At 71.6% G+C, this 14,190-nt stretch carries 11 protein-coding genes, 2 pseudogenes and 1 riboswitch; of the genes and pseudogenes, 7 read left to right on the top strand and 6 right to left on the bottom strand.

Translation table 11 applies throughout. From position 1 onward, the window contains the following. Nucleotides 1-112: 112 nt before the first annotated feature. Together thrC and IF46_RS0121060 are read right to left on the bottom strand one after the other, a co-directional pair. Nucleotides 113-1,399: a threonine synthase gene (gene thrC, locus IF46_RS0121065; protein WP_030490072.1), complete on the bottom strand. Its 1,287-nt coding sequence runs from the start codon at nt 1,397-1,399 to the stop codon at nt 113-115. 10 nt (nt 1,400-1,409) lie between these two features. Further along, nucleotides 1,410-1,545, bottom strand: a riboswitch (SAM riboswitch). A gap of 68 nt (nt 1,546-1,613) precedes the next feature. After that, on the bottom strand, nt 1,614-2,576 hold the full coding sequence (locus IF46_RS0121060) for a DMT family transporter (RefSeq protein WP_051724047.1): 963 nt from the start codon (nt 2,574-2,576) through the stop codon (nt 1,614-1,616). Between the two features lie 90 nt (nt 2,577-2,666). Here IF46_RS0121060 and IF46_RS0121055 point away from each other — a divergent pair, with 90 nt between their 5' ends. Beyond that, on the top strand, nt 2,667-2,972 hold the full coding sequence (locus IF46_RS0121055; RefSeq protein WP_030490070.1) for an ArsR/SmtB family transcription factor: 306 nt from the start codon (nt 2,667-2,669) through the stop codon (nt 2,970-2,972). 89 nt (nt 2,973-3,061) lie between these two features. Here IF46_RS0121055 and IF46_RS0121050 read toward each other — a convergent pair whose 3' ends face one another. Continuing rightward, nucleotides 3,062-3,523 carry a DoxX family protein gene (locus IF46_RS0121050; protein WP_030490069.1) on the bottom strand — a complete coding sequence of 154 codons (462 nt, stop codon included), beginning with the start codon at nt 3,521-3,523 and terminating at the stop codon, nt 3,062-3,064. 493 nt (nt 3,524-4,016) lie between these two features. Here IF46_RS0121050 and IF46_RS32685 point away from each other — a divergent pair, with 493 nt between their 5' ends. Next, entirely contained in the window at nt 4,017-4,697 is a 681-nt protein-coding gene (locus tag IF46_RS32685; RefSeq protein WP_232234102.1) for a DUF4232 domain-containing protein, read from the top strand. 9 nt (nt 4,698-4,706) lie between these two features. On the opposite strand, the gene IF46_RS0121040 is transcribed toward IF46_RS32685, so the two are convergent. The 3 genes and pseudogenes from IF46_RS0121040 to IF46_RS35765 all read right to left on the bottom strand — a co-directional run. After that, nucleotides 4,707-5,573, bottom strand: a complete 867-nt coding sequence (locus IF46_RS0121040; protein WP_030490067.1) for an ABC transporter permease — start codon at nt 5,571-5,573, stop codon at nt 4,707-4,709. Beyond that, nucleotides 5,573-7,630: pseudogene (locus IF46_RS0121035) on the bottom strand (ATP-binding cassette domain-containing protein); the annotation flags it as partial. The pseudogene IF46_RS0121035 and the gene IF46_RS0121040, both read right to left, overlap by 1 nt. 78 nt (nt 7,631-7,708) lie before the next feature. Beyond that, a pseudogene (locus IF46_RS35765) lies at nt 7,709-8,398 on the bottom strand (alpha/beta hydrolase); the annotation flags it as partial. 371 nt (nt 8,399-8,769) lie between these two features. Here IF46_RS35765 and IF46_RS0121030 point away from each other — a divergent pair. From IF46_RS0121030 to IF46_RS0121010, 5 genes are read left to right on the top strand one after another with little or no spacing between them, the layout of a single operon-like run. Further along, nucleotides 8,770-9,948 (top strand): hypothetical protein, encoded by a 1,179-nt coding sequence (locus IF46_RS0121030; protein ID WP_030490065.1) that lies wholly within the window; start codon nt 8,770-8,772, stop codon nt 9,946-9,948. Further along, complete coding sequence (locus tag IF46_RS0121025) at nt 9,935-12,505, top strand: sensor histidine kinase (protein WP_030490064.1); 2,571 nt, start codon at nt 9,935-9,937, stop codon at nt 12,503-12,505. The genes IF46_RS0121030 and IF46_RS0121025 overlap by 14 nt, the downstream gene beginning before the upstream one ends. Next, entirely contained in the window at nt 12,502-12,975 is a 474-nt protein-coding gene (locus IF46_RS0121020) for a roadblock/LC7 domain-containing protein (protein WP_030490063.1), read from the top strand. The genes IF46_RS0121025 and IF46_RS0121020 overlap by 4 nt, the downstream gene beginning before the upstream one ends. Continuing rightward, complete coding sequence (locus IF46_RS0121015) at nt 12,972-13,460, top strand: DUF742 domain-containing protein (protein WP_030490062.1); 489 nt, start codon at nt 12,972-12,974, stop codon at nt 13,458-13,460. The genes IF46_RS0121020 and IF46_RS0121015 overlap by 4 nt, the downstream gene beginning before the upstream one ends. Then, complete coding sequence (locus IF46_RS0121010; RefSeq protein WP_084597980.1) at nt 13,438-14,184, top strand: GTP-binding protein; 747 nt, start codon at nt 13,438-13,440, stop codon at nt 14,182-14,184. The genes IF46_RS0121015 and IF46_RS0121010 overlap by 23 nt, the downstream gene beginning before the upstream one ends. Nucleotides 14,185-14,190 lie beyond the last annotated feature (6 nt).

Below are 14,190 nucleotides of genomic sequence, written 5' to 3'. Positions count from 1 at the left end.
TCCCGCACGGAGCATCTTGCGCCGTCCGGTTCGTGCCGTCAAGTCCTTAGCGGCGGGTTTTCCACACTCACAGCGAAAACCCAGTTACCGACTGATCCACTCGCCCTGCCGATCAGCCGAGGAGGCCGGCGTCCCGGGCGGCGCGTAGCGAGGGCTTGATGTGGTGGGTCGGCCCGACCTGACCGGCCACCGCGTCGATGGTCTTCAGGCCCTCGCCGGTGTTGAAGACGACGGTCTCCGCCGTCGGGTCGAGCCGACCGGACTCGACCAGCTTGCGCAGCACCGCCACAGTCACCCCACCTGCCGTTTCGGCGAAGACGCCGGTGGTACGGGCGAGGTCGCGGATGCCGGCGCGGATCTCGTCGTCGTCGGCGTACTCCATCCAGCCGCCGGTGCGGCGGACCGCTTCCAGGGCGTAGAGGCCGGCGGCCGGGTCGCCGATGTTGAGCGACTTGGCGATGCCGGTGGGCTTGACCGGGGTGATCGTGTCGGTCTCGGCGTGCAGGGCGGTGGCGATCGGGTTGCAGCCGGCGGACTGGGCACCGAAGACCTTCCAGCCGCCGGCCGGTGCCTCGACCAGGCCAATCTCCACCAGTTCGGAGAACGCCTTGTCAATCTTGGTGAGCAGCTCGCCACTGGCCATCGGGATGACCACCTGCGCCGGGATCCGCCAGCCGAGCTGCTCAGCCACCTCGTAGCCGAGGGTCTTGGAGCCCTCCGCGTAGTACGGCCGGACGTTCACGTTGACGAACGCGGTGTCCTCGAACTCGTCGGTCTCCACCAGCTCACCGCAGAGCCGGTTGACATCGTCGTACGAGCCGTCGATGGCGACCAGCTCGCCGCCGTAGACAGCAGTGGTGATGACCTTGCCCTGCTCCAGGTCACTGGGGATGAAGACCACCGACGGCACCCCGGCGCGGGCGGCGTGCGCTGCTACCGAGTTGGCCAGGTTGCCGGTCGACGCGCAGGCGAACCGGGTGAAGCCGAGCGCCTTGGCGGCGGTGAGCGCCACCGAGACGACCCGGTCCTTGAACGAGTGGGTGGGGTTGGCGCTGTCGTCCTTGACCCAGAGCGGCGCGGTGATGCCCAGCTCGGCGGCGAGGTGCGGGGCCGCCACCAGCGGGGTCAGCCCCGGGTCGAGGGTGACCCGGGTGGCCGGGTCCTGACCGGCGGGGAGCAGCGCGGCGTACCGCCAGATGTTGTTCGGGCCGGCCTCGATCTGCTCCCGGGTGACGGTGGCCAGTGCGGCGGTCTCGTAGTCGACCTCCAGCGGGCCGAAACACTCGTAACAGGCGTGCTGCGCGGCGAGCGGGTAGCGGGCCGAACAGGCGCGGCAGACCAGGGCACGGGCGGGGCTGGCGGAGGTATCGATTCCGGAGGTGACGAGCGTCGACGTCATGTCGAGAGTCCTCTCATCTTTCCCCGCATCGCACGGTGCGGCGGGGACGGAATTGGCACCTGCCCCGCGGGTCGCTCAGCGGTGAGCGCGCAGGGTGGTTGCCGGGGCGTCGTCGGGCCGTATCCCTCAGCCCCTCTGGATGAGGTATTCAGTTGTGCCGTCGAGTCTAGGACAACGCTGTCGACCGCTGCCACCGCTGATCCCAGGTAGTGGGTCAGCGAGCGCTCACGGCCACCGGGTCGGTCACCGCGATCGAGTCCGTGACCGCGGTTGGCCGGGGCAGCGACGTGACCCGGGGCCGGGCGGCGAGGTTCGCGGCGATCAGGGCAGCGATCGTGATGGCGGCCCCGACCAGCTCGACGGGCTCCGGGCGGTAGCCACGGACGATCTGCACCGCGAAGGTGGTCACCGGGACCAGGTTCATGAACAGCGCGGCGTTGGCGGCACCGAGTCGCTGCACGCCGGTGTTCCAGGCCAGGACCGCGATCACGGCGCCCACCACCACGGCGTACGCCAATTGCGGGGTGATCGCCACGAGGTCGGCGGCGGCCGGCGCGTGCTGCCAGCCGACGGCGTCGGCGCCGATGCTCAGAGCGAGCATGGCGGCCGTGCCGGCGAGCGCGGTCAGAGTGGTGAAGCGCAGCGGCGACCACTCGCCGAACCGGCTGGCACCGTGGGTGTAGATGCCCCAGCCCAGCACCGCGCCGATCATCATCAGCCCACCCAGGCCGAACTGACCGAGCCCGGCCAGGCTCCCGCGCGTGATCACCAGGCCGACACCGAGGAGCGCCACCAGGGAGAGGGCCAGCAGGAGCGGCTTCGGGCGTACGCCGTCCCGAGCCCAGCGGACAAGTTGGGTGATCACCGGCGTGGTGGCCACGAAGAGGGAGATCTGCTGTGGGGCAGCGTGTTCGAGCGCCAGGTTGGTGAGCAGGTTGAAGCCCGCGAAGCCGACGACGCCGAGCACCACCACCTCCACCGCCCGGCCGCCGTGGCGCAGCGCGCCGGCACCCTCGCGGAGCAGCAGGATGGCGACCAGGACGACGGCGGCCAGCAGGTAGCGCGCGGTGGTCAGGTTGAGCGGGTCGACCCGGTTCAGTGCGCTGGCCAGGATCGGGAACATCGCGCCCCAACCGAGCACGGCAAGCAGTGGGTACGCGGCGGCGCGGGATCGCATCGCAACTCCAATGTTCGAGTATCGTCGAACCAACGACACCGACCATAGGTCGTTGTTCGATTATTGTCGAACAAGGGTTACAGTGGTCACATGGAGCCGCACGAACCCGACTTGGCCGCCGTACCGGTCACCAGCGTGTTGGCCGCACTCGCCGACGACGTGCGGCTACAGATCGTCCGGGCGCTCGCCGAGGGTGGCGAGTCGGCCTGTGGCAGCTTCGACTTCGGCATCTCCAAGGCGACCCGCAGCCACCACCTCAAGGTGCTGCGCGAGGCGGGCCTGACCCGGACCCGGGCCGCCGGCACGAGCCGGCTGGTCCGGCTGCGCCGCGACGAGCTGAACGAGCTCTACCCCGGCCTACTGGACGCGGTCCTCACTCAACGCCCGCCGGCCTGATACCGCTGCACCGGCCTGCCGGTCGCCGGACCGGGCGCATCGCCGGAGCCGCCTCGTTGAGGCTCCGGCGACGCGCGGCGCGGGTGCGGTCAGACGGATACCGAGTCGGGTTCGGCCGCCGAAGCCGAAGCCGACTCCGAGGGGGCGTCGGCGCGATGCCGGGCGAGCAGCGTGTCGAGCGCCCAGACGCCCGGGCCAAGCACCGCGACCAGCAGGAACGACCAGCAGAAGAGCGCTGCCAGCTCGCCACCGTTGTGCAGCGGCAGCAGACCGTCAGGCTGGTGCACCACGAAGTAGGCGTACGCCATCGAGCCGGAGGCGAGGAGCGCGGCGGGCCGGGTGAAGAGCCCGACCAGCACCAGTACGCCGCAGACCAGCTGGATCAGTGCGGCCCACCAGCCCGGCCAGACGCCGAGCGGTACCGCCTTGCCAGTCATCGGGTTGCCGCCGAACAACCCGAATACCGAGGACAGGCCGTGCACCGTGAACAGCAGACCGATCACGATGCGGAACAGGGACAGGGTCGGCCCGCCGAGCCGAGAGACGTTCATGGCACCTCCATTGAAGAGAGTGGATGAATCCCGTCCATCGTGCGGTACGAAGCCATCGAAAATCATAAGTTCCTTGCTGGTGGGAAAATCCCTCCTGAAAGCGGTGTGAACGGGGACACCCACAGCCCATTTACCGGCCCGGACATGGGGCAGGCAGCGTCGTCAGCCTGCGACGAAGACGCCGAGTCCTGGTGGCCGATCCGCCGAGAGTGCGGCTTGAACTTGCGTCAGTACGGGGTGAGATGCCCCTTGCGCCGAAACAGAAAGTGCAAGATCGCCGAGCAGGGACATCCCAACCCTGTCGATCAAGGAGTTTTGGTGCCTGGTTTGCTCATCTTGAGGGCGCTTTGTCAACCACCACAACTCCATGATCGACGAGGCGATCCGGGTTGACGAACAGCCAGCTGCATCAGTCCACCTGGCAGTGCAGTAGGAGCTGGCGAGGGCCGGGGCCAGGCGACGGTGTAATGCCGCTGTGGGCGAGGATCAACGAATGATCTCCCGCGACCCGGCAGCACTGCGGCGCATCAGCGCGGCGTTCGCGATGGCTCTCACGCTCGGGGGCTGCACCTCCGGCGACCACCGGGGCCAGGGCGGGGACCCTCCGGGCCGGCCGCCGACCGCGCCGAGCCCGTCGCCGAGCACCGAGCCGCTGGCCGAGTGCCCGACGTCCGGCGTTCGGATCCGGTCGACCGGCGGGGACGCCGCGATGGGCCTGCGCGCCCTCGGCATCGAGCTGGTCAACTGCGGCGACCACCCCTACCAGCTCAACGGGTACCCCGTGCTGCACGTCTTCGACGAGGAGCGCGAGCCGATCATGCTGCGGGTGGTCAACGGCGCCAAGGAGATCACCTCCGGCTTCGACCAACCACCCCGGCAGGTCACCCTCTCCGCCGGAGAGCGGGCCACCGCCGTGGTGCTCTGGCGCAACCTGGTCACCGACTCGACAGTGGTGGCCACCAACGGCGAGTTCCTGACGGTGGCACCCGCCGCCGGGCAGCCGGCCGAAGAGGTCGACCCGGACGGGCCGATCGACCTGGGCAACACCGGCCGGATCGGCGTCAGCGCCTGGAAGAAGGCCGACCCGTCCACGCCGGTGCCGACCAGGCCGGCCCCGCCCCCGGCGCCGAGCGCGGTGCCGTCATCGGTGAGCCCACCCGACAGCCGGCTGTGAGCCGACCCGCTACGAGGTGATGTCCTTGCGGGTGAAGCGCCAGAACGCCAACCCCCAGAACAGCGTCGCGTAGCTGATCGCCGAGATGCAGCCGCGCACCACATCGTCGGTCTGCACCGGAGTCGAGAGCAACCCCAGCCAGGCGGTGCTGAAGTGGGTGGGCAGGAAGTCGCGCACCGCACCCAGGGCGGTGATCTGGTCCAGGATGCTGGACAGGATCCAGAGCAGAACCGCACCGCCCACCGCGCCGAGCGCGGCGTCCGTGGTCACCGACAGCAGGAACGCCAGGCCGGCCACCACCAGCAGTACGACCGCGAGGTAGCCCAGCACGGCCAACAACCGGAGCAGCCCCTCGGTGGGCTCCAACTCGGCGGCGACCGTGCTGCGCAGCGGCGACCAGCCGTAGCGCAGGGTGCCGGCCAGCAACGCGGTGCCGGCCAACAGGACCAGAGCCAATCCCGAGTACGCGAGCGCGACCACCAGCTTCACCGTCAACAGCCGCGCTCGGGGCACCGGGATCGCCAGCAGGTACCGCAGGCTGCCCCAGCTCGCCTCGCTGGCCACCGTGTCGCCGCAGAACAGCGCGACGACCACCACCAGCAGGAACGACGCCGACACGAAGATCGAGAAGAGGGTGAAGTTGAGCCCGCCGGAGGTGGCCAACTCGACCAGGCTGGCGAACTCGTTGCGGCCGTTGTCGTCGTCACCGCCGGAATCGAACTGGAACGCGATCAGGATGATCAGCGGCAGCAGCACCATGAACCCGAGCGCCAACTGGGTGCGCCGCCGAGACGCCTGCCGACGGAACTCCGCCATGAACGGCATGGTGGCCGACGGCCGGTAGCCACGGGCCTCACCCGCGTCAGAAACAACCATTACCGGTCACCGCTTCCCCGAGAGTTCTCGCCCACCAGGGCGAGGAACGCGTCCTCCAGGCGCCGCCGAGGCACCACCCGATCCACCCCGATACCAGCGCGCACCAGCTCCGCCACCACCTCGCTGCGGGCCGTGCCGTTGGTGTCGACCACCAACTGGCCGTCGCTCTCCGGCAACACCCGGACCCCGTGCAGCCGGTCCAGCACCGCCCGCGCCGCCACCGGGTCGGTGACGTCGAAGAGGACGCTCGGCGACTCGCCCACGATCTCCTCCACCGGCCCGGACGCCACGATCCGGCCCTTGTTCACCACTACCGCGTGCGTGCACGTCTGCTCCACCTCGGCCAGCAGGTGGCTGGAGACCAGCACCGCTCGGCCGTCCGTGGCGTACCGCTGGAGCACCCGGCGCATCTCGGCGATCTGCGGCGGGTCGAGGCCGTCGGTCGGCTCGTCCAACACCAGCAGTTCGGGAAGGCCGAGCATGGCTTGGGCGATGGCGAGACGCTGGCGCATCCCGTGGCTGTAGTTCTTGATCCTCCGGTGCACGGAGTCACCCAGCCCGGCGATCTCCAGCGCGGCGTCGAACTGCGCGTCCTCCCACGGTCGCCCGGTGGCCCGCCAGTACGCCTTGAGGTTGTCCAAGCCCGACAGGTGCGGCAGGAAGCCCGGCCCCTCCACCAGCGCCCCGATCCGGGACAGCACCGGTGAGCCGGGCACCAGCCGACGACCGAAGACGTAGATCTCGCCAGCGGTCGGCTGGGTCAGCCCCATCAGCACCCGCAGGGTGGTGGTCTTGCCGGCACCGTTCGGCCCGAGTAGACCCACCACCTGGCCTGGGTGCACCTCGAAGTCCACGTTCGACACGGCGACGAAGCCGTCCGCGTACTCCTTGCGCAGCGCGCGCACGGCCAGCGGGGTGTCCGCGTACTCCGGATGCACCGAGCGGTCCTGGCGACGGTGTCGGCGGCGGACCACTGCGACGACCACGACGAGCCCGACCGCGATGGCGGCGAGCAGGCCGGCGAGCACCCAACGCCAGATCGTGGCCGCGGTGGGGATCGGCTCGCCGCTGACAGTGGGCAGGCTGACCGCGCCGTCCGCCGCGACCGTGTAGACGGTCGGCTCGGCGGGCGTGGTGTACGCCTGGTCGGAGGTGGCCACCACCAGCCGCAGTCGGTGCCCGGCCTCCACCCGGCGGACGATCCCGGGCAGCGTCACGGTGACCGGGCGGGCGTCCTGCACCTGCTGCGGCAGGCCGGTGAGCCGGATCGGGGCGACCAGGCCGTTCGGCAGGGTGGCCACGCCATCCGGGTCTACGTCGTAGAGCTTGACGAAGAGCACCGCCGTGCCGGTCGGCGACGCGGCCCGCAGGGTGACGGTGGGCGCACCGGCCACGTCCACGGCCTCGGTCAGCGGCGTCGACTCGAACCGGGCGTGCTGGCCGGGCACGTCGCCGGCCACCCCGTCCAGCAGCGAGGCGAACCCGCCGGCGAACGGGATCGAGGAGATGGCGGCCGGGTTGCCGTTCGGCGGGTTCGCGATCGGCTGGGCCGGGCCCGCGACCGTCACCTCCCGGCGGCTGTTGCCCACCAGGCCCGGGTAGTCGGCGCGGCGGAAGCCGGTGGCCACGAGGCCCCGGTCGAGCGCGTCGAAGCCGGCGATCCGCGACCAGGTGAAGTCGTCGCCGGGTGCCGTCCCCTCGCCCTTGACGTAGTGGTCGAGCCACTGGACGGTCAGGAACTTGACCCGGTCGGAGTCGGAGCGGGGGCCAGTGCCGCCGTCGTGCCCGCCGGTGAACCAGGCGACGCGTACCGGGGTGCCGGTGGCGGCGATGCCGCGCGCGTTCGCGTCCGCCTCGGCGAGCGGGAAGAGCGTGTCGGCCTCGCCCTGCACCAGCAGGGTGGGTGACTTGATCCGATCCAACACGCCCGCCGGGCTGGAGCGGCGCAGCAGGTCCACAGCGGCCTGATCGGCACGCCCGGTGGTGGCGATCCGGAGGTACGCGGCGCACACGTCGGCGGCGAACCGACCGCAGGACGGGTCGACGGCACCGCCCGGGGCGCCCCCGGGCCCGAAGCCAGAGCCGGCGCTCGTGCCGGCGCCCGTGCCCGTGCCCGTGCCCGTGCCCGTGCCCGCGCCGACGGTGCCGCCCCCGCCGAAGAAGAGGCCGGCCCAGCCCTTCTTGAACACGCCCTCGGTCGGCGCCGCGCCGGTGCTCTCCGGCAGGAACGCGCGGGACAGGTCGTTCCAAGTGATCATGGGGACGATCGCGTCGACCCGACGGTCCTGGGCGGCCAGCAGCAGCGCCAACCCGCCGCCGTACGAGCCGCCGACCACACCGACCTTCGGGTCGCCGGCCGCGTCGGTACGCACCTCCGGCCGAGCGGCCAGCCAGTCCAGCAGCCGCTGAGCGTCGCGTACCTCGTAGTCCGGGTTGTCCAGGTGGATCTCACCGCCGCTGCGGCCGAAGCCCCGCGCGGTCCAGGTCAGCACGGCGTAGCCACGCCCGGCGAACTCCTCGGCATCGGAGCGCACCGACTCCTTCGTGCCGCCGAACCCATGTGCCAGCAGCACCGCCGGCACCTTCCGCTCGGGCGAGGCGTCGTCCGGCAGGTAGAGGGTGGTGTCCAGGTCCACCGGCTGGTCACCGGACGGTCCGGAGCGGACGGTGAGCATCGCGCTCTCGGTGCGGACGCCCGACCCCTGTGGCCACACCGCCCAGGTCACGGCGGCGGCGAGCAGCACGACGACCACCGCGGCAGCGGTCGCGCGGCGGCGGGTGGGCAGGGCACGCCGGAACCACGCGGCCGGCGACGGCGATGTCATGCGGCACACGGTACGGCCCACAGCCTGAGCGTTGGCTGAGATCCGCCGTACGTCCGTCCGGTTGCCCCGATCGGCGCGGAGTGGGGTGCGAGCGCGCACCGTCCGGCGCGGCACAGTGAGTTGACTTCGGATCCCGTGAATTCCGATCTTTCGCGGATATCCACCTCGATCCCTCCATGTCACGCCCACAGATGACACGGAGCGTGCCGGGAACGCGGACAAATGGTGACATGGCTCGAACTGACGCGAACCTGACTCGTCGAGCGACGTCTGACCAGTCAGGGTTCGATTAGTTTTCCGGTCCGGTGCACGGGACTTGTCGGCTAGCCCGACGCCGCGCCGATCCGCGCCCCACGCCGGAGGAGACACACATGACAGTCCCCGCGCCGCGGGCCCGTCGACGGCCATCCATGCTGGGCCGACTGCTGCCCCTGCTGCTCATCGGAGCACTGCTGGCACCGTTGGGCCTGCTCGTCACGTCGAGCTGGCGGCAGACCACCGACGATCGGGACCTCGCCGCCCGGGAACGGCTCGGCGTGCAGTACCTCACCGCCCTGGCCGCGGTCACCGACGCCCTCGTCGAAGCCCAGTCCAGCGCGGTCAACGGCCGCCCCGTCGCCCGGGACGCGTTGAACCGGGCGGTCGAGGAGGCCGCCGCGGTGGACGCCCGCATCGGCGGTGAGCTGCTCAGCCAGGAGCGCTGGGCCGGCGTACGGGCCAAGCTGGAGGCGCTGCGCGGCCGTGCCGCCACCGACCCCGAGGCCGCCTACACGGCGTACGGCGAGGTCTCCGACCTGCTGCTGGCCCTGCACCGGAAGGTCCGGGAAAGCTCCGGGCTGGTCCGCGATCCCGAGGCCGACTCGTTCTTCCTCCAGGACAGCGCCGGCCAGGAACTGCCCGAGGCGGTGGTCTTCGCCGGCCGACTCGCCGACCTGGGCACGCTGGTCTCCCGCCGGCCAGCCGCCGAACAACCGCGCGGCCTGCTGGAGCTGACCGGCCTGCGGGTGGCCGCCCTGGCACCCGCCGCCGATCTCGTCGACAACCTGCGCTCGGCCGTGGACGGCTCGGAGAGCACCGACCTCGGCGCCAACGTGCTGACCCCGTTGGACACCTACCAACGCTCGGTGGAGGCGCTGGCCGCGTACTCGGCACCGGGCAAGGACACCGGCGTGGTGGACCCGGTCCAGCTGAGTGCCGCCGCGCTCAACGCGCACCGCGCGGCCCGCCAACTTCAGCCGGTCATCCTCACCGAGCTGGACGCTCTACTGGTCGAGCGCATCGATCGGCTCGACCAGGACCGCTGGCTGACCGCCGGGTCGGGGATCGTCGCCGCCCTGTTACTGAGCTGGCTCGCCGCGTTGCTGATCGCCGCCCGACGCCGGGCTCGGCGTCGGGCCGCCCAGGCCGCGAACCACCAGGAGAGTCCCGACGCGCCGCCGCACCGCGACCCCTGGCAACCGTCGGCCGACGAGCCGCGCGCGCTGCAACCGGTCGGCGCGGCCCGGGAGCCGGAGACCGCACAGTGGGGGGCATTCGATGCTGCTCGGTAGGCTCCGGATCCGCGGCAAACTCGCGTTGCTCGTGGTGATTCCACTGCTCAGCATGGTCGGTCTGGCCGTGCCGGTGATGCTCGACCGGGTCGCCGCGGCGCAGCGGGCCGGCGACACCGCCGAACGGGTACGGCTCGCCAGCCGGGTCGGCAGCCTGGTCCAGGACCTCCAACAGGAACGCATCCTCTCCGTCGGTTTCCTGCTCGGTCGAGTCGAACGCAGCGAGCTGGTCCGTAAGTCCGCCGACGTGGACGACCGGGTGGCCGACCTCCGAGCGGCGCGCGGCGACGCGTTCACCGAGCAGGTCGACCGCGCCCTCGACGGGGTGTCCAACCTCATCGACCTGCGGACGGCCGTGCTGGCCCGGGCCGCCAACCCGGGTCAGGTGATGGACGCGTTCGGCCCGGTCAACAAGGGGATCATCGAGTCGTTGCGTCTGCCGTTCAGCGTGGACACCAACACGTTGCCGGGTCGTCAGGTGCTCGCCCTCGACGGGCTGCTCCGAGCCGACGAGGGCCTGGGCGCCTGCGCCACCCTGAGCCTGCTGGTCAAGGCGATCGGCACCCCGGACACCACCGCCGGGTACGTGGCCTGCATCGCCGCGCTCCAGGTCGACAACGCCCGGTTCCGCAGCCTGATCACGCCCGAGCAGCTCACGGTGGCCCAGCTCAACGAGGCGGCCGTGGCGGCTCGTACCAGCCCCGACTTCCTGGTGAGAAGCGCCCGGGATCCGGCAGCCGCGGTCCGCGACGTGCCGCTGGAGGCGCTCTTCCCGGCCGTCCGCACGATGATTCGGCTCGGTCAGTTCGTCGAGAAGAAGCTGGTCGCCGACGTGCTCGCCGAGGTGACGGCCGAGCAGCGGCGCGCGCTGACCGCCGCGTACCTGGTCGGTGCCGCGGCGGCGTTGATCCTGACGCTTGTGGTGGTGCTCAGTGTGGTCGTGGCCCGGACGGTGGCCCGACCGCTGACCCGACTCACCCGCTCGGCCGACCGGGTCGCCCGGGTCGCCGAGGCGGAGCTGGTCCGGGTCACCGACGACGAGGCGGAGAGCCCGCAATCGGTCCGGCTGGAACCAGTGGACATCCGCGCCAACGACGAGATCGGCGACCTGGCGCGGGCCTTCGACCGGGTGCAGAACACGGCGGCGCGGCTGGTCGAGCGGCAGGTCGCCGGCCGACGCAACGTGGCGCAGATGTTCGGCCACGTCGGGCGGCGTACCCAGAACCTGGTGGGTCGGCAGATCGCCCTGATCGACCGGTTGGAGCAGCAGGAGGCCGACCCAGGCCGCCTGGAGCACCTGTACCGACTCGACCACATCTCCAGCCGGTTGCGGCGCAACGCCGGCAGCCTGGTGGTGCTCTCCGGCTCGGCCGGGGCCGACGCGCACACCGCGCCGGTGCCACTGGCCGACGTGGTCCGGTTGGCGCTCGGTGAGATCGAGGACTACACCCGGGTGGAGGTGCAGGTGCCGGCGGGCGTCTCGGCCGCCCCGGCGGTGGTCGGTGACCTCGTCCTGGCGCTGGCCGAGCTGATGGAGAACGCCACCGTCTTCTCCCCGCCGCACACCCGGGTGCTGGTGGCCGCCGAGACGTCGGGCGTCGGTGCGCGGCTCACCGTGGTGGACCACGGCATCGGCATGAGCGAGCAGCGGCTGGCGGAGGAGAACGCCCGGTTCACCCGCCGGGAACGGCTCGACCTGGCCCCGACCGAGGTGCTCGGTCTCTTCGTGGTGGGCCGGTTGGCTCGTCGGCACGGCTGGGAGGTCGGCCTGGCCGCCACCGGCGGCGGTGGGGTGACCGCACACCTGGAGATCCCGTCGGCGTCGTTGGTGCTGCGCCGCGCCGACCGCGCGGGGGCCGCCGTGGCCCGGGTCGCGGTGCCGGAACGAGCCCAACGTACGACGTCGACGCTCGACCCTGAGCAGGGCGCACGGCCCCACGCGGCGGCCATCGCCGCACCGACCCGCTTCGACTCGGACCTGCTCAGCCGGGCCACCCGTAGCCTGGACGCCGGCCCGTCCTGGAACGCGTTCGGCCGGGGCCAGCCCGAGCCCGAGCAGGCCGTTCCCGAGCCCCAGGACCCGCAACCGTCAGGCAAGCCGGCCGGGCCACGGGTCCGCCAGCGAGTGCCTGGGGCCAGCCTGCACGCCACCGCAGCACCGACCCGGCCGGTGGACGCCACCGGCGCGGACCCCGCCGCCGCCCGCGCGCTGGTCGAGGCTTTCCAGGCCGGTGTACGCCGGGCCGAGCTGCACGCGCCGGGCCTCGCTGACTCGTCGGCGCGGACGACCGTCGGCCTGCCGAGCACACCGGGAGGCGCCGGCCCCACGGTGAACGGGGGTGACGGCGCGGCCGATGCCACGCCGGAGCGTCCCCGGTTGAGTCGACGGGTGCCGGGGGCGAACCTCACCGCAATTCCGGTCTGCCAACCGCCCACTACGCATCTCGGTGACCCGGCCGAGGTCCGCGACCTCATCAGCGAGTTCGAGGCGGGCGTCGCCCGCGCTCTCCGCGAAGTCAGCCCCGACCACCGGAACGAAGAAGGATCATCACGGTGACCAGCCCCTTCCTGCACGACAACGTCGACCAGACTCAGCCCAGCGCCAACGGGGACCTCAGCCCGGAGGCTCGTACGTTCAACTGGCTGCTGGACTCCTTCACCTCCAGCACCGCCGGGGTCCTGGAGGCGATCGCGGTCTCCTCGGACGGTCTGCTGATGGCCATGTCGGCGATCAAGGATCGGTCCAACGCGGAGCGGTTGGCCGCCGTGGTGTCCGGGATGACCAGCCTCGCCGGTGGGGCGGCCAGTTGGTACGCGCTCGGCGGCCTGAACCGGGTGATCGTCGACATGGCCGACGGCTACCTGCTGATCAGCGCGATCAGCAGCGGTTCCGTGCTCGGGGTGGTCGCCGACCGGTCGGCGAACCTGGGCACCGTCGCGTACGAGATGACGCTCTTCGCCGGGCGGGCCGGTGGCGCCCTGACCCCGCGACTGATCGTCGAGTTGAAGAACGCCGTTCAGCAGTGACCCCCGACGTCGCCGGCGAGGACCCGGATCCGGAACCGAGGGTCCGGATCCGCCCGTACCTGCGCACGCCACCCCCGACCGGGGACGGCGCGGCGGCGACACCGGCGCTGCCCGAGCCGGAGCCAGGCGGGGGCCAGCCGACCGGCCCCCGCCCGTTCGTGCTCACCTCCGGGCGGGTGGCGGGTGCCGACCCGGCGATCGGGCTGGAGACGCAGGTGACCGCCCGCATGGACAGCGGCTGGTGGACCAGCCCGCCGGGCGCTCTGCTGGCACCGGAACTCCAGGCGATCATCGCGCTCTGCGCGGAGCCGATCTCGGTGGCTGAGATCTCGGCCCGCGCCCAACTGCACTTCGGCGTGGCGCGGGTCCTGGTTGGTGACCTGCGCGCCGCCGGGCACCTGGACGTGCACGTGACCGACTCCGACACCGCTGTCGACCCCGACCTCATCCTGCGAGTGATTGATGGACTCCGTGCGATCTCCTGAATGGCCGGTCGCCCCGCTCGGCGGGGTCGCCGCGAACAGCGCCGCCGCCCGTTACGGCATGTCCCCAGGGACCGGGCCGATAGTCGGGCGTGCCGGCCCACCGCCGCCGTACCGACCCTCGTCCGGCACGGCGGCGGTGCAACCTCCGGTCGGTAAGCCGGCCGCACCGCCGATCCCGGTCAAGATTTTGATCGCTGGCGGGTTCGGGGTGGGCAAGACCACCACTGTGGGTGCGATCTCCGAGATCGCGCCGCTGACCACCGAGGCCGAGATGACAAGCGCCGGGATCGGCGTGGACGACCCGGGTGCCCGGTCCACCAAGACCACCACCACGGTGGCGATGGACTTCGGCTGCGTGACCATCGACCGCAGCCTGAAGCTCTACCTGTTCGGCACGCCGGGGCAGACCCGGTTCGGCTTCATGTGGGACGACCTGGCCCGGGGTGCGCTCGGTGCCCTGGTGGTGGTGGACAGCGCACGGCTGGACGACTGCTTCCCGGCGATCGACTTCTTTGAACGGGCCGGGCTGCCGTTCGTCGTCGGGGTCAACGCCTTCGACGGGCGGTTGGCCCTGGAACTCGGCGAGATCCGCTGGGCACTGGCCATCGGTGATCATGTGCCCCTGGTGCAGTTCGATGCCCGCGACCGGCTCTCGGTGCGGGACGCCCTACTGGTCGTCCTGGACCGCGCGCTGGACCGCGCTACCCGGGACAGGAGGGCCTGAGCTGAC

The sequence above is a fragment of the Micromonospora chokoriensis genome (assembly GCF_000718555.1).
Classification (GTDB): Bacteria; Actinomycetota; Actinomycetes; order Mycobacteriales; family Micromonosporaceae; genus Micromonospora; species Micromonospora chokoriensis_B.
This window is presented reverse-complemented; position numbering and strand designations above follow the sequence as displayed.